At 41.2% G+C, this 13,030-nt stretch carries 26 protein-coding genes; all 26 read left to right on the top strand.

What is annotated here, in order from left to right:
• Positions 1-86 precede the first annotated feature (86 nt).
• The 26 genes from rplC to rpsK all read left to right on the top strand — a co-directional run bounded on the left by rplC (position 87) and on the right by rpsK (position 12,994).
• Entirely contained in the window at positions 87-713 is a 627-nt protein-coding gene (rplC, locus tag CO686_RS08280) for a 50S ribosomal protein L3 (RefSeq protein ID WP_000160197.1), read from the top strand.
• A gap of 24 nt (positions 714-737) precedes the next feature.
• Positions 738-1,361 (top strand): 50S ribosomal protein L4, encoded by a 624-nt coding sequence (gene rplD, locus CO686_RS08275; protein ID WP_000024537.1) that lies wholly within the window; start codon positions 738-740, stop codon positions 1,359-1,361.
• Entirely contained in the window at positions 1,361-1,657 is a 297-nt protein-coding gene (locus CO686_RS08270; RefSeq protein WP_001055347.1) for a 50S ribosomal protein L23, read from the top strand. The genes rplD and CO686_RS08270 overlap by 1 nt, the downstream gene beginning before the upstream one ends.
• A 17-nt stretch (positions 1,658-1,674) precedes the next feature.
• Complete coding sequence (gene rplB / locus CO686_RS08265) at positions 1,675-2,508, top strand: 50S ribosomal protein L2 (protein ID WP_000512910.1); 834 nt, start codon at positions 1,675-1,677, stop codon at positions 2,506-2,508.
• Positions 2,509-2,611: 103 nt separating this feature from the next.
• On the top strand, positions 2,612-2,893 hold the full coding sequence (rpsS, locus tag CO686_RS08260) for a 30S ribosomal protein S19 (protein ID WP_000533766.1): 282 nt from the start codon (positions 2,612-2,614) through the stop codon (positions 2,891-2,893).
• 11 nt (positions 2,894-2,904) lie between these two features.
• Positions 2,905-3,249, top strand: coding sequence for a 50S ribosomal protein L22 (gene rplV, locus CO686_RS08255; RefSeq protein WP_000818137.1), 345 nt, complete (start codon positions 2,905-2,907; stop codon positions 3,247-3,249).
• 12 nt (positions 3,250-3,261) lie between these two features.
• Positions 3,262-3,915: a 30S ribosomal protein S3 gene (gene rpsC, locus CO686_RS08250; protein ID WP_000529936.1), complete on the top strand. Its 654-nt coding sequence runs from the start codon at positions 3,262-3,264 to the stop codon at positions 3,913-3,915.
• A 3-nt stretch (positions 3,916-3,918) separates the two neighbouring features.
• On the top strand, positions 3,919-4,332 hold the full coding sequence (gene rplP, locus CO686_RS08245; RefSeq protein WP_000960946.1) for a 50S ribosomal protein L16: 414 nt from the start codon (positions 3,919-3,921) through the stop codon (positions 4,330-4,332).
• Between the two features lie 9 nt (positions 4,333-4,341).
• Positions 4,342-4,548 (top strand): 50S ribosomal protein L29, encoded by a 207-nt coding sequence (rpmC, locus tag CO686_RS08240; RefSeq protein WP_000772918.1) that lies wholly within the window; start codon positions 4,342-4,344, stop codon positions 4,546-4,548.
• Between the two features lie 24 nt (positions 4,549-4,572).
• Positions 4,573-4,833 (top strand): 30S ribosomal protein S17, encoded by a 261-nt coding sequence (rpsQ, locus tag CO686_RS08235; protein ID WP_000440801.1) that lies wholly within the window; start codon positions 4,573-4,575, stop codon positions 4,831-4,833.
• Between the two features lie 25 nt (positions 4,834-4,858).
• Positions 4,859-5,227, top strand: a complete 369-nt coding sequence (gene rplN / locus CO686_RS08230; RefSeq protein ID WP_000616545.1) for a 50S ribosomal protein L14 — start codon at positions 4,859-4,861, stop codon at positions 5,225-5,227.
• 182 nt (positions 5,228-5,409) lie between these two features.
• Positions 5,410-5,715 (top strand): 50S ribosomal protein L24, encoded by a 306-nt coding sequence (gene rplX, locus CO686_RS08225; protein ID WP_000497691.1) that lies wholly within the window; start codon positions 5,410-5,412, stop codon positions 5,713-5,715.
• A gap of 23 nt (positions 5,716-5,738) precedes the next feature.
• Positions 5,739-6,281: a 50S ribosomal protein L5 gene (gene rplE / locus CO686_RS08220; RefSeq protein WP_000013542.1), complete on the top strand. Its 543-nt coding sequence runs from the start codon at positions 5,739-5,741 to the stop codon at positions 6,279-6,281.
• 17 nt (positions 6,282-6,298) lie between these two features.
• Positions 6,299-6,484 (top strand): type Z 30S ribosomal protein S14, encoded by a 186-nt coding sequence (locus CO686_RS08215; RefSeq protein WP_001085697.1) that lies wholly within the window; start codon positions 6,299-6,301, stop codon positions 6,482-6,484.
• A gap of 284 nt (positions 6,485-6,768) precedes the next feature.
• A complete protein-coding gene (gene rpsH, locus CO686_RS08210; protein WP_000245504.1) occupies positions 6,769-7,167 on the top strand; it encodes a 30S ribosomal protein S8 in 399 nt (132 codons plus the stop codon).
• Between the two features lie 190 nt (positions 7,168-7,357).
• Positions 7,358-7,894: a 50S ribosomal protein L6 gene (gene rplF / locus CO686_RS08205; RefSeq protein ID WP_084918094.1), complete on the top strand. Its 537-nt coding sequence runs from the start codon at positions 7,358-7,360 to the stop codon at positions 7,892-7,894.
• Positions 7,895-7,977: 83 nt separating this feature from the next.
• Positions 7,978-8,334, top strand: a complete 357-nt coding sequence (gene rplR / locus CO686_RS08200; protein ID WP_004244055.1) for a 50S ribosomal protein L18 — start codon at positions 7,978-7,980, stop codon at positions 8,332-8,334.
• A 17-nt stretch (positions 8,335-8,351) separates the two neighbouring features.
• Positions 8,352-8,846 (top strand): 30S ribosomal protein S5, encoded by a 495-nt coding sequence (gene rpsE, locus CO686_RS08195; protein WP_000874204.1) that lies wholly within the window; start codon positions 8,352-8,354, stop codon positions 8,844-8,846.
• Between the two features lie 13 nt (positions 8,847-8,859).
• A complete protein-coding gene (rpmD, locus tag CO686_RS08190) occupies positions 8,860-9,042 on the top strand; it encodes a 50S ribosomal protein L30 (protein ID WP_000057241.1) in 183 nt (60 codons plus the stop codon).
• A 144-nt stretch (positions 9,043-9,186) separates the two neighbouring features.
• Positions 9,187-9,627 (top strand): 50S ribosomal protein L15, encoded by a 441-nt coding sequence (rplO, locus tag CO686_RS08185; protein ID WP_000766089.1) that lies wholly within the window; start codon positions 9,187-9,189, stop codon positions 9,625-9,627.
• A gap of 12 nt (positions 9,628-9,639) precedes the next feature.
• Positions 9,640-10,950, top strand: coding sequence for a preprotein translocase subunit SecY (secY, locus tag CO686_RS08180; RefSeq protein ID WP_000465385.1), 1,311 nt, complete (start codon positions 9,640-9,642; stop codon positions 10,948-10,950).
• A gap of 145 nt (positions 10,951-11,095) precedes the next feature.
• Complete coding sequence (locus CO686_RS08175; RefSeq protein ID WP_001050433.1) at positions 11,096-11,734, top strand: adenylate kinase; 639 nt, start codon at positions 11,096-11,098, stop codon at positions 11,732-11,734.
• 116 nt (positions 11,735-11,850) lie between these two features.
• Positions 11,851-12,069, top strand: coding sequence for a translation initiation factor IF-1 (gene infA / locus CO686_RS08170; RefSeq protein WP_001029883.1), 219 nt, complete (start codon positions 11,851-11,853; stop codon positions 12,067-12,069).
• Positions 12,070-12,093: 24 nt separating this feature from the next.
• Positions 12,094-12,210, top strand: a complete 117-nt coding sequence (gene rpmJ / locus CO686_RS08165) for a 50S ribosomal protein L36 (RefSeq protein WP_001808836.1) — start codon at positions 12,094-12,096, stop codon at positions 12,208-12,210.
• A 17-nt stretch (positions 12,211-12,227) separates the two neighbouring features.
• Positions 12,228-12,593: a 30S ribosomal protein S13 gene (gene rpsM, locus CO686_RS08160; RefSeq protein ID WP_000090781.1), complete on the top strand. Its 366-nt coding sequence runs from the start codon at positions 12,228-12,230 to the stop codon at positions 12,591-12,593.
• 17 nt (positions 12,594-12,610) lie between these two features.
• On the top strand, positions 12,611-12,994 hold the full coding sequence (gene rpsK / locus CO686_RS08155; RefSeq protein ID WP_001118385.1) for a 30S ribosomal protein S11: 384 nt from the start codon (positions 12,611-12,613) through the stop codon (positions 12,992-12,994).
• Positions 12,995-13,030 lie beyond the last annotated feature (36 nt).

Genomic DNA, 13,030 nt, shown 5'->3' with positions numbered 1-13,030 from the left:
ACGCCCTTTGTATCTTAGACTTGAGCATAAAAAACGCTCGTTAAAAACTTTTTGAATAAAAAATATAGAAAAGGAACTATTTTCTCATGACAAAAGGAATCTTAGGGAAAAAAGTGGGAATGACTCAAATCTTCACTGAAGCTGGCGAATTGATCCCTGTAACAGTTATTGAAGCAACTCCAAACGTTGTTCTTCAAGTTAAAACTGTTGAAACAGACGGATACAACGCTATCCAAGTTGGTTTCGATGACAAACGCGAAGTATTGAGCAACAAACCTGCTAAAGGACATGTAGCGAAAGCTAACACGGCTCCTAAGCGCTTCATTCGTGAATTCAAAAACGTTGAAGGCTTGGAAGTTGGTGCTGAAATCACAGTTGAAACATTCGCAGCTGGAGACGTTGTTGACGTAACTGGTACTTCTAAAGGTAAAGGTTTCCAAGGTGTTATCAAACGCCACGGACAATCACGTGGACCAATGGCTCACGGTTCTCGTTACCACCGTCGTCCAGGTTCTATGGGACCTGTTGCACCTAACCGCGTATTCAAAGGTAAAAACCTTGCAGGACGTATGGGTGGCGACCGCGTAACAATTCAAAACCTTGAAGTTGTACAAGTTGTTCCAGAAAAGAACGTTATCCTTATCAAAGGTAACGTACCAGGTGCTAAGAAATCTCTTATCACTATCAAATCAGCAGTTAAAGCTGGTAAATAATAAAGAAAGGGGAAATCAGTCACAATGGCAAACGTAACATTATTTGACCAAACTGGTAAAGAAGCTGGCCAAGTTGTTCTTAACGATGCAGTATTTGGTATCGAACCAAATGAATCAGTTGTGTTTGATGTGATCATCAGCCAACGCGCAAGCCTTCGTCAAGGAACACACGCTGTTAAAAACCGCTCTGCAGTATCAGGTGGTGGACGCAAACCATGGCGTCAAAAAGGAACTGGACGTGCTCGTCAAGGTTCTATCCGCTCACCACAATGGCGTGGTGGTGGTGTTGTCTTCGGACCAACTCCACGTTCATACGGCTACAAACTTCCACAAAAAGTTCGTCGCCTAGCTCTTAAATCAGTTTACTCTGAAAAAGTTGCTGAAAACAAATTCGTAGCTGTAGACGCTCTTTCATTTACAGCTCCAAAAACTGCTGAATTTGCAAAAGTTCTTGCAGCATTGAGCATCGATTCTAAAGTTCTTGTTATCCTTGAAGAAGGAAATGAATTCGCAGCTCTTTCAGCTCGTAACCTTCCAAACGTGAAAGTTGCAACTGCTACAACTGCAAGTGTTCTTGACATCGCAAATAGCGACAAACTTCTTGTCACACAAGCAGCTATCTCTAAAATCGAGGAGGTTCTTGCATAATGAATTTGTATGATGTTATCAAAAAACCTGTTATCACTGAAAGCTCAATGGCTCAACTTGAAGCAGGAAAATATGTATTTGAAGTTGACACTCGTGCACACAAACTTTTGATCAAGCAAGCTGTTGAAGCTGCTTTCGAAGGTGTTAAAGTTGCCAACGTTAACACAATCAACGTAAAACCAAAAGCAAAACGTGTTGGACGTTACACTGGTTTTACTAACAAAACTAAAAAAGCTATCATCACACTTACAGCTGATTCAAAAGCAATCGAGTTGTTCGCTGCTGAAGCTGAATAATCTAAGGAGGAAATATCGTGGGAATTCGTGTTTATAAACCAACAACAAACGGTCGCCGTAATATGACTTCTTTGGATTTCGCTGAAATCACAACAAGCACTCCTGAAAAATCATTGCTTGTTGCTTTGAAGAGCAAGGCTGGTCGTAACAACAACGGTCGTATCACTGTTCGTCACCAAGGTGGTGGACACAAACGTTTCTACCGTTTGGTTGACTTCAAACGTAACAAAGACAACGTTGAAGCAGTTGTTAAAACAATCGAGTACGATCCAAACCGTTCTGCAAACATCGCTCTTGTACACTACACTGACGGTGTGAAAGCATACATCATTGCTCCAAAAGGTCTTGAAGTTGGTCAACGTATCGTTTCAGGTCCTGAAGCAGATATCAAAGTCGGAAACGCTCTTCCACTTGCTAACATCCCAGTTGGTACTTTGATTCACAATATCGAGTTGAAACCAGGTCGTGGTGGAGAATTGGTACGTGCTGCTGGTGCTTCTGCCCAAGTATTGGGTCAAGAAGGTAAATACGTTCTTGTTCGTCTTCAATCTGGCGAAGTTCGTATGATTCTTGGAACTTGTCGTGCTACAGTTGGTGTTGTCGGAAACGAACAACATGGACTTGTAAACCTTGGTAAAGCAGGACGTAGCCGTTGGAAAGGTATCCGCCCAACAGTTCGTGGTTCTGTAATGAACCCTAACGATCACCCACACGGTGGTGGTGAAGGTAAAGCACCAGTTGGTCGTAAAGCGCCATCTACTCCATGGGGCAAACCTGCTCTTGGTCTTAAAACTCGTAACAAGAAAGCGAAATCTGACAAACTTATCGTTCGTCGTCGCAACGAGAAATAATAGTAAACTAGTCGCCTAAGCAACTAGGAAATCCGCCAGCTCGGTAGCGCTCCATGTGAGCGCAAGCCGCTGTGGTACAACATTTAAAGGAGAAAATATAAAAATGGGACGCAGTCTTAAAAAAGGACCTTTCGTCGATGAGCATTTGATGAAAAAAGTTGAAGCTCAAGCTAACGACGAAAAGAAAAAAGTTATCAAAACTTGGTCACGTCGTTCAACGATCTTCCCAAGTTTCATTGGTTACACTATTGCAGTTTATGACGGACGTAAACACGTACCTGTTTACATCCAAGAAGACATGGTAGGTCACAAACTTGGTGAATTTGCACCAACTCGTACTTACAAAGGTCACGCTGCAGACGACAAGAAAACACGTAGAAAATAAGGAGAACATAAATGGCAGAAATTACTTCAGCTAAAGCAATGGCTCGTACAGTACGTGTTTCACCTCGTAAATCACGTCTTGTTCTTGACAACATCCGTGGTAAAAGCGTAGCCGATGCTATTGCAATCTTGACATTCACACCAAACAAAGCTGCTGAAATCATCTTGAAAGTTTTGAATTCAGCTGTAGCTAACGCTGAAAATAACTTTGGTTTGGACAAAGCTAACTTGGTAGTATCTGAAGCATTCGCAAACGAAGGACCAACTATGAAACGTTTCCGTCCACGTGCGAAAGGTTCAGCTTCACCAATCAACAAACGTACAGCTCACATCACTGTAGCTGTTGCAGAAAAATAAGGAGGTAACATCGTGGGTCAAAAAGTACATCCAATTGGTATGCGTGTCGGCATCATCCGTGATTGGGATGCCAAATGGTATGCTGAAAAAGAATACGCGGATTACCTTCATGAAGATCTTGCAATCCGTAAATTCGTTCAAAAAGAACTTGCTGACGCAGCAGTTTCAACTATCGAAATTGAACGCGCAGTAAACAAAGTTAACGTTTCACTTCACACTGCTAAACCAGGTATGGTTATCGGTAAAGGTGGTGCTAACGTTGATGCACTCCGTGCAAAACTTAACAAATTGACTGGAAAACAAGTACACATCAACATCATCGAAATCAAACAACCTGATTTGGATGCTCACCTTGTAGGTGAAGGAATTGCTCGTCAATTGGAGCAACGTGTCGCTTTCCGTCGTGCACAAAAACAAGCAATCCAACGTGCAATGCGTGCTGGAGCTAAAGGAATCAAAACTCAAGTATCAGGTCGTTTGAACGGTGCAGATATTGCCCGTGCTGAAGGATACTCTGAAGGAACTGTTCCACTTCACACACTTCGTGCAGATATCGATTACGCTTGGGAAGAAGCAGATACTACATACGGTAAACTTGGTGTTAAAGTATGGATCTACCGTGGTGAAGTTCTTCCAGCTCGTAAAAACACTAAAGGAGGTAAATAACCAATGTTAGTACCTAAACGTGTTAAACACCGTCGTGAATTCCGTGGAAAAATGCGCGGTGAAGCAAAAGGTGGAAAAGAAGTAGCATTCGGTGAATACGGTCTTCAAGCTACAACTAGCCACTGGATCACTAACCGCCAAATCGAAGCTGCTCGTATCGCCATGACTCGTTACATGAAACGTGGTGGTAAAGTTTGGATTAAAATCTTCCCACACAAATCATACACTGCTAAGGCTATCGGTGTGCGTATGGGATCTGGTAAAGGGGCACCTGAAGGTTGGGTAGCACCAGTTAAACGTGGTAAAGTGATGTTCGAAATCGCTGGTGTATCTGAAGAAATCGCTCGCGAAGCGCTTCGTCTTGCAAGCCACAAATTGCCAGTTAAATGTAAATTCGTAAAACGTGAAGCAGAATAAGGAGAAGGCATGAAACTTAATGAAGTAAAAGAATTTGTTAAAGAACTTCGTGGTCTTTCTCAAGAAGAACTCGCGAAGCGCGAAAACGAATTGAAAAAAGAATTGTTTGAACTTCGTTTCCAAGCTGCTACTGGTCAATTGGAACAAACAGCTCGCTTGAAAGAAGTTAAAAAACAAATCGCTCGTATCAAAACAGTTCAATCTGAAGCGAAATAATAGACTAGGGAAGGAGAAATTTCAATGGAACGCAATAATCGTAAAGTTCTTGTTGGACGTGTTGTATCTGACAAAATGGACAAGACAATCACAGTTGTAGTTGAAACAAAACGTAACCACCCAGTCTATGGTAAACGTATTAACTACTCTAAGAAATACAAAGCACATGATGAAAACAATGTTGCCAAAGAAGGCGATATCGTACGTATCATGGAAACTCGTCCGCTTTCAGCTACAAAACGTTTCCGTCTTGTAGAAGTTGTTGAAGAAGCGGTCATCATCTAATCAAACCTGAAAGGAGAAAACTGAAATGATTCAAACAGAAACTCGTTTGAAAGTCGCAGACAACAGCGGTGCGCGCGAAATCTTGACTATCAAAGTTCTTGGTGGTTCAGGACGTAAATTTGCAAACATCGGTGATGTTATCGTGGCATCTGTAAAACAAGCTACTCCTGGTGGTGCGGTTAAAAAAGGTGACGTTGTAAAAGCTGTTATCGTTCGTACTAAATCAGGTGCTCGTCGTGCTGATGGTTCATACATCAAATTTGACGAAAACGCAGCAGTTATCATCCGTGAAGACAAAACTCCTCGCGGAACACGTATCTTTGGCCCAGTTGCACGTGAATTGCGTGAAGGTGGCTTCATGAAGATCGTGTCACTTGCTCCAGAAGTACTTTAATTGGTTGCTCAAAGAAAATTAAAACAAGTCTAGGAAGTAAGACGAAAGCATAACTTAAGTTAGGTGAGTTGAAACTGACGAAGGATTGCTTTGATTTTCGCAGAGCAAAAACAAACAAACTAGTCCCCTAGCTTAATGCTAGGGTGCCCTTATGGGCGTAAGAAAAATCAAGGAGAAACCTAATGTTTGTAAAAAAAGGCGACAAAGTTCGCGTAATCGCTGGTAAAGATAAGGGAACAGAAGCTGTTGTCCTTACTGCCCTTCCAAAAGTAAACAAAGTTATCGTTGAAGGTGTCAACATCGTTAAGAAACACCAACGTCCAACTAACGAACTTCCTCAAGGTGGTATCATCGAGAAAGAAGCAGCTATCCACGTATCAAACGTTCAAGTATTGGACAAAAATGGTGTAGCTGGTCGTGTTGGTTACAAATTTGTAGACGGTAAAAAAGTTCGCTACAACAAAAAATCAGGCGAAGTGCTTGATTAATCACGAAGGAAAGGAGAAGTATAATGGCAAATCGTTTAAAAGAAAAATATCTTAATGAAGTAGTTCCTGCTTTGACAGAACAATTCAACTACTCATCAGTGATGGCTGTGCCTAAAGTAGATAAGATCGTTTTGAACATGGGTGTTGGTGAAGCTGTATCAAACGCTAAAAGTCTTGAAAAAGCTGCTGAAGAATTGGCACTTATCTCAGGTCAAAAACCACTTATCACTAAAGCTAAAAAATCAATCGCCGGCTTCCGTCTTCGTGAAGGTGTAGCGATCGGTGCAAAAGTTACCCTTCGTGGTGAACGTATGTACGAATTCTTGGACAAATTGGTTTCAGTTTCACTTCCACGTGTGCGTGACTTCCACGGTGTTCCAACAAAATCATTTGATGGACGCGGAAACTACACTCTTGGTGTGAAAGAACAATTGATCTTCCCAGAAATTAACTTTGATGACGTTGACAAAACTCGTGGTCTTGACATCGTTATCGTAACAACTGCTAACACTGACGAAGAGTCACGTGCATTGCTTACAGGCCTTGGAATGCCTTTTGCAAAATAATATAGGAGGTAAATCTAATGGCTAAAAAATCAATGATTGCTAAGAACAAACGTCCAGCGAAGTTCTCTACTCAAGCTTATACTCGTTGTGAAAAATGTGGTCGTCCACATTCAGTTTACCGCAAATTTAAACTTTGCCGTGTTTGCTTCCGTGAATTAGCTTACAAAGGACAAATTCCTGGTGTAACAAAAGCATCTTGGTAATTTAAGATATCAAGGGCGTCAAAACTCAAAGTGAAAATAGGAAACTTGACGAAGAAACTGAAGTTTCTAGGAAAGTTTATCTTTTTCACGCAGAGTTTAGCCCGGGTTCAGTTGGGCTTGCCAATTTGAACACGAGCTACAGCTTTGGCAAAAAAGACCAATTTTCTTTGGAGCATCGCTCCAGCATCAAATTGTCTATTTTTGCTCTTGCTGTTACGCTCTTTGTATCATGTATTAACTAGCAAGTGCAACTTGCAAACTACTAGTAAGAGGAGAAAAACAAAATGGTTATGACTGACCCAATCGCAGACTTCCTAACTCGTATTCGTAACGCTAACCAAGCGAAACACGAAGTACTTGAAGTACCTGCATCAAACATCAAAAAAGGGATTGCTGAAATCCTTAAACGCGAAGGTTTTGTTAAGAACGTAGAAATCATCGAAGATGACAAACAAGGCATCATCCGTGTATTCCTTAAATACGGACCAAACGGTGAAAAAGTTATCACTAACTTGAAACGTGTTTCTAAACCAGGACTTCGTGTCTACAAAAAACGTGAAGATCTTCCAAAAGTTCTTAACGGACTTGGAATTGCTATCCTTTCAACTTCTGAAGGTTTGCTTACTGATAAAGAAGCTCGCCAAAAGAACGTTGGTGGAGAAGTTATCGCTTACGTTTGGTAATATTTAGCTCCCAATTTCTTTGTGACTCCTCGTTATCGTCTCTTGCCTAACCCAAAGTTATGCCTACGAGACGATGCCTAGATTCACTTTGAAATTGAAACCTAAATGTTCCTATAAATCGAGAAATCGATTTACCCCCCCCGTGAAAACTGGCCGTTATGGCCTGACAATTTAACAGGAGAAAATAAACATGTCACGTATTGGTAATAAAGTTATCGTGTTGCCTGCTGGTGTTGAAATCGCTAACAATGACAACGTTGTAACTGTAAAAGGACCTAAAGGAGAACTTACTCGTGAGTTCTCAAAAGATATTGAAATTCGTGTGGAAGGTACTGAAGTAACTCTTCACCGTCCAAACGATTCAAAAGAAATGAAAACAATCCACGGAACCACTCGTGCCCTTTTGAACAACATGGTAATTGGTGTATCAGAAGGATTCAAGAAAGAACTTGAAATGCGTGGGGTTGGTTACCGTGCACAACTTCAAGGTAAAAAACTTGTTTTGGCTGTTGGTAAATCTCATCCAGACGAAGTTGAAGCTCCAGAAGGAATTACTTTTGAACTTCCAAACCCAACAACAATCGTTGTTAGCGGAATTTCAAAAGAAGTAGTTGGTCAAACAGCTGCTTACGTACGTAGCCTTCGTTCACCAGAACCATATAAAGGTAAAGGTATCCGTTACGTTGGTGAATTCGTTCGCCGTAAAGAAGGTAAAACAGGTAAATAATGTTGAGTGGTTGATTTTCAACCACCGACCTATTTTCCAACTTAGTGCATAGCACATGATTTAAAACTAAAGAGGTGAAAACTGTGATTTCTAAACCAGATAAAAACAAACTCCGCCAAAAACGCCACCGTCGCGTTCGCGGAAAACTCTCTGGAACTGCTGATCGCCCACGTTTGAACGTATTCCGTTCTAATACAGGCATCTACGCTCAAGTGATTGATGACGTAGCGGGTGTAACGCTCGCAAGTGCTTCAACTCTTGACAAAGAAGTTTCAAAAGGAACTAAAACTGAACAAGCCGTTACTGTCGGTAAACTCGTTGCAGAACGTGCAAACGCTAAAGGTATTTCAGAAGTGGTGTTCGACCGCGGTGGATATCTATATCACGGACGTGTGAAAGCTTTGGCTGATGCAGCTCGTGAAAACGGATTGAAATTCTAATAGGAGGACACTAGAAAATGGCATTTAAAGACAATGCAGTTGAATTAGAAGAACGCGTAGTTGCTGTCAACCGTGTTACAAAAGTTGTTAAAGGTGGACGTCGTCTTCGTTTCGCAGCTCTTGTTGTTGTTGGTGACCACAACGGTCGCGTAGGATTTGGTACTGGTAAAGCTCAAGAAGTTCCAGAAGCAATCCGCAAAGCAGTAGAAGATGCTAAGAAAAACTTGATTGAGGTTCCTATGGTTGGAACAACAATCCCACACGAAGTTCTTTCAGAATTCGGTGGAGCTAAAGTATTGTTGAAACCTGCTGTAGAAGGTTCTGGAGTTGCCGCTGGTGGTGCAGTTCGTGCCGTTGTGGAATTGGCAGGTGTGGCAGATATTACATCTAAATCACTTGGTTCTAACACTCCAATCAACATTGTTCGCGCAACTGTTGAAGGTTTGAAACAATTGAAACGCGCTGAAGAAGTTGCTGCCCTTCGTGGTATTTCAGTTTCTGATTTGGCATAAGAAAGGGGATAAAATGGCTCAAATTAAAATTACTTTGACTAAGTCTCCAATCGGACGCATTCCATCACAACGTAAAACTGTTGTAGCACTTGGACTTGGCAAATTGAACAGCTCTGTTATCAAAGAAGACAACGCTGCTATCCGTGGTATGATCACTGCAGTATCTCACTTGGTAACAGTTGAAGAAGTAAACTAATGAATTTTTAGGGGATGTGGCAATACTCATCCCCTAAAACTAGGTATAGTCATCTTAGATGACGATGTATAGGCGAGTTGATAAGGGAGACAACCTTTTCTCTCTTATCGGCGCTAGCATTTTACAAAAGAGGAGAAAATAATAATGAAACTTCATGAATTGAAACCTGCAGAAGGTTCTCGTAAAGTACGTAACCGTGTTGGTCGTGGTACTTCATCAGGTAACGGTAAAACATCTGGTCGCGGTCAAAAAGGTCAAAAAGCTCGTAGCGGTGGCGGAGTTCGCCTTGGTTTTGAAGGTGGACAAACTCCATTGTTCCGTCGTCTTCCAAAACGTGGATTCACTAACATCAACGCTAAAGAATACGCAATTGTAAACCTTGACCAATTGAACGTCTTTGAAGACGGTGCAGAAGTAACTCCAGTTGTGCTTATCGAAGCAGGAATTGTGAAAGCTGAAAAATCAGGAGTTAAAATTCTTGGTAACGGTGAGTTGACTAAGAAATTGACTGTGAAAGCAGCTAAATTCTCTAAATCAGCTGAGGAAGCTATCACTGCTAAAGGTGGTTCTGTAGAAGTCATCTAAGAGAGGTGACCCATGTTTTTTAAATTATTAAAAGAAGCGCTCAAGGTTAAACAAGTTCGATCAAAAATTCTCTTTACGATTTTTATCATTCTTGTTTTCCGTATTGGGACAAGTATTACTGTTCCAGGTGTGAATGCAAAAAGTTTAGAAGCTCTTAGTGGTTTATCTTTTTTGAACATGCTTAGTCTTGTTTCAGGGAATGCCATGAAGAACTTCTCCGTTTTTGCACTCGGAGTAAGTCCGTATATCACTGCTTCAATCGTTGTTCAATTGCTACAAATGGATATTTTACCGAAGTTTGTAGAATGGGGCAAACAAGGGGAAGTAGGACGGAGAAAACTAAACCAAGCTACCCGTTATATTGCACTTGTACTTGCATTTGTTCAATCTATCGGGATTACAGCAGGATTTAATACTCTATCTGGGGCGAAATTATTAACGACAGCGTTAACTCCACAAGTCTTTGTTACTATCGGTATTATCCTTACAGCAGGTAGTATGATTGTAACTTGGCTCGGGGAACAAATTACAGATAAGGGATACGGAAACGGTGTTTCTATGATTATCTTTGCAGGTATTGTTGCTTCAATTCCTGAGATGATTAAAGGCATCTATGTTGACTACTTCGTCAATATTCCAAGTAGCCGTTTGACTTCATCTATTATCTTTGTCGTTATTTTGATTATCGCTGTCTTGTTGATTGTTTACTTTACAACCTTTGTTCAACAGGCAGAATATAAAATTCCAATCCAATATACAAAAGTTGCTCAAGGAGCCCCATCAAGCTCATACCTTCCATTGAAGGTAAACCCAGCGGGGGTTATCCCAGTTATCTTTGCAAGTTCCATCACAGCAGCACCTGCAGCCATTCTTCAATTTTTGAGTGCTACAGGTCATGATTGGGCTTGGGTACGTACAGCACAGGAAATGTTATCTACAACATCTCCGACAGGTGTTGCTATGTATGCCTTGTTAATCATTCTCTTTACATTCTTCTATACATTTGTACAGATCAATCCAGAGAAGGCAGCAGAAAACTTGCAAAAGAGTGGAGCCTACATTCATGGTGTCCGTCCTGGTAAGGGTACTGAAGAGTTCATGTCGAAACTTCTTCGTCGCCTTGCGACTGTCGGATCAATCTTCCTTGGTGTGATTTCAATCTTGCCGATTGTGGCAAAAGATGTCTTTGGTCTTTCAGAAGCTGTTGCTTTTGGGGGAACTAGTCTTTTGATCATTATCTCAACCGGTATCGAAGGAATTAAACAACTTGAAGGTTACCTATTGAAACGTAAGTATGTTGGTTTCATGGACAAAACAGAATAAAAGCAAAATTACTTTTGCTTAGAGAGTGGAGTATGAAGGTCTATCTATCAGAGAGATTTTCGTCTCCCCTCTTCTATTTTGTTTTTAAATAGGGGTTGAAAGAGATTTCTGCTTCTATTTAAATACAAAATAAGGAGATCCTATCATGAATCTTTTGATTATGGGCTTACCTGGAGCAGGTAAGGGAACGCAAGCGGCTAAAATTGTGGAGCAATTCCACGTGGCACACATTTCAACTGGAGATATGTTCCGTGCTGCTATGGCAAATCAAACTGAAATGGGTGTACTTGCGAAGTCATATATTGACAAAGGTGAGTTGGTTCCAGATGAAGTTACAAATGGAATTGTTAAAGAACGCCTTTCACAGGACGACATCAAAGAAACAGGTTTCTTGTTGGATGGTTACCCACGTACGATTGAACAAGCTCATGCCTTGGACAAAACATTGGCGGAACTCGGTATCGAACTAGAAGGTGTGATCAATATCGAAGTGAACCCAGATTGTCTCTTGGAACGTTTGAGTGGCCGTATCATCCACCGCGAAACAGGTGAAACCTTCCACAAAGTTTTCAACCCACCCGTTGACTATAAAGAGGAAGATTATTACCAACGTGAGGATGACAAACCTGAGACAGTGAAGCGTCGTTTGGATGTGAATATCGCCCAAGGTGAACCAATCATTGCTCACTACCGTGCCAAAGGATTGGTCCACGATATCGAAGGAAATCAAGATATCAATGATGTGTTCAAAGATATCGAAAAAGTATTGACAAATTTGAAATAAAGCGTTTTTCACACTTGCAAAAAATCGCTACAAATGTTATACTGAAATAGTCTGACTTATAATTGTTGTCTCTGTTTTCAGAGGCATCGAATCGAAATTTATGGAGGTGCTTTTGCGTGGCAAAAGACGATGTGATTGAAGTTGAAGGCAAAGTAGTCGATACAATGCCTAACGCAATGTTTACGGTTGAACTTGAAAATGGACATCAGATTTTAGCAACAGTTTCTGGTAAAATTCGTAAAAACTATATTCGTATTTTAGCGGGAGATCGTGTTACTGTCGAGATGAGTCCATATGACTTGACACGTGGACGTATCACTTACCGCTTTAAATAATCGAAAAACTTGGAGGGATAAGAAATGAAAGTAAGACCATCGGTCAAACCAATTTGCGAATACTGTAAAGTAATTCGTCGTAATGGTCGTGTTATGGTAATTTGCCCAGCAAATCCAAAACACAAACAACGTCAAGGATAAGATAGAAAGGAGAAAACATGGCTCGTATTGCTGGAGTTGACATTCCAAATGACAAACGCGTAGTAATCTCATTGACTTACGTTTATGGTATCGGACTTGCAACATCTAAGAAAATTTTGGCTGCTGCTGGAATCTCAGAAGATGTTCGTGTACGTGACCTTACATCAGATCAAGAAGATGCTATCCGTCGTGAAGTGGATGCAATCAAAGTTGAAGGTGACCTTCGTCGTGAAGTAAACTTGAACATCAAACGTTTGATGGAAATCGGTTCTTACCGTGGTATTCGTCACCGTCGTGGACTTCCTGTCCGTGGACAAAACACTAAAAACAACGCTCGCACTCGTAAAGGTAAAGCTGTTGCGATTGCTGGTAAGAAAAAATAATATAGGAGGTAAAAGTCTTGGCTAAACCAACACGTAAACGTCGTGTGAAAAAGAATATCGAATCTGGTATTGCTCATATTCACGCTACATTTAATAACACTATTGTTATGATTACTGATGTGCATGGTAATGCAATTGCTTGGTCATCAGCTGGTGCTCTTGGTTTCAAAGGTTCTCGTAAATCTACACCATTCGCTGCTCAAATGGCTTCTGAAGCTGCTGCTAAATCTGCACAAGAACACGGTCTTAAATCAGTTGAAGTTACTGTAAAAGGTCCAGGTTCTGGTCGTGAGTCAGCTATTCGTGCGCTTGCTGCCGCTGGTCTTGAAGTAACAGCAATTCGTGATGTGACTCCAGTGCCACACAATGGTGCTCGTCCTCCAAAACGTCGCCGTGTATAATCATCGCATTACACTGCTTTTCGTTTAAGAGGGAGT

This window comes from Streptococcus oralis, from assembly GCF_002386345.1.
Lineage (GTDB): Bacteria > Bacillota > Bacilli > Lactobacillales > Streptococcaceae > Streptococcus > Streptococcus oralis_S.
Note: the sequence above shows the minus strand (reverse complement) of the source record. Positions and strands in the feature narration are given on the sequence as shown.

Excerpts from the sequence above, each read along its gene's own strand:
- rplC (WP_000160197.1), top strand. The coding sequence starts at position 87 with ATGACAAAAGGAATCTTAGGGAAAAAAGTGGGAATGACTCAAATCTTC.
- rplD (WP_000024537.1), top strand. The coding sequence starts at position 738 with ATGGCAAACGTAACATTATTTGACCAAACTGGTAAAGAAGCTGGCCAA.
- CO686_RS08270 (WP_001055347.1), top strand. The coding sequence starts at position 1,361 with ATGAATTTGTATGATGTTATCAAAAAACCTGTTATCACTGAAAGCTCA.
- rpsS (WP_000533766.1), top strand. The coding sequence starts at position 2,612 with ATGGGACGCAGTCTTAAAAAAGGACCTTTCGTCGATGAGCATTTGATG.
- rplV (WP_000818137.1), top strand. The coding sequence starts at position 2,905 with ATGGCAGAAATTACTTCAGCTAAAGCAATGGCTCGTACAGTACGTGTT.
- rplP (WP_000960946.1), top strand. The coding sequence starts at position 3,919 with ATGTTAGTACCTAAACGTGTTAAACACCGTCGTGAATTCCGTGGAAAA.
- rpmC (WP_000772918.1), top strand. The coding sequence starts at position 4,342 with ATGAAACTTAATGAAGTAAAAGAATTTGTTAAAGAACTTCGTGGTCTT.
- rpsQ (WP_000440801.1), top strand. The coding sequence starts at position 4,573 with ATGGAACGCAATAATCGTAAAGTTCTTGTTGGACGTGTTGTATCTGAC.
- rplN (WP_000616545.1), top strand. The coding sequence starts at position 4,859 with ATGATTCAAACAGAAACTCGTTTGAAAGTCGCAGACAACAGCGGTGCG.
- rplX (WP_000497691.1), top strand. The coding sequence starts at position 5,410 with ATGTTTGTAAAAAAAGGCGACAAAGTTCGCGTAATCGCTGGTAAAGAT.
- rplE (WP_000013542.1), top strand. The coding sequence starts at position 5,739 with ATGGCAAATCGTTTAAAAGAAAAATATCTTAATGAAGTAGTTCCTGCT.
- CO686_RS08215 (WP_001085697.1), top strand. The coding sequence starts at position 6,299 with ATGGCTAAAAAATCAATGATTGCTAAGAACAAACGTCCAGCGAAGTTC.
- rpsH (WP_000245504.1), top strand. The coding sequence starts at position 6,769 with ATGGTTATGACTGACCCAATCGCAGACTTCCTAACTCGTATTCGTAAC.
- rplF (WP_084918094.1), top strand. The coding sequence starts at position 7,358 with ATGTCACGTATTGGTAATAAAGTTATCGTGTTGCCTGCTGGTGTTGAA.
- rpsE (WP_000874204.1), top strand. The coding sequence starts at position 8,352 with ATGGCATTTAAAGACAATGCAGTTGAATTAGAAGAACGCGTAGTTGCT.
- rpmD (WP_000057241.1), top strand. The coding sequence starts at position 8,860 with ATGGCTCAAATTAAAATTACTTTGACTAAGTCTCCAATCGGACGCATT.
- rplO (WP_000766089.1), top strand. The coding sequence starts at position 9,187 with ATGAAACTTCATGAATTGAAACCTGCAGAAGGTTCTCGTAAAGTACGT.
- secY (WP_000465385.1), top strand. The coding sequence starts at position 9,640 with ATGTTTTTTAAATTATTAAAAGAAGCGCTCAAGGTTAAACAAGTTCGA.
- CO686_RS08175 (WP_001050433.1), top strand. The coding sequence starts at position 11,096 with ATGAATCTTTTGATTATGGGCTTACCTGGAGCAGGTAAGGGAACGCAA.
- rpmJ (WP_001808836.1), top strand. The coding sequence starts at position 12,094 with ATGAAAGTAAGACCATCGGTCAAACCAATTTGCGAATACTGTAAAGTA.
- rpsM (WP_000090781.1), top strand. The coding sequence starts at position 12,228 with ATGGCTCGTATTGCTGGAGTTGACATTCCAAATGACAAACGCGTAGTA.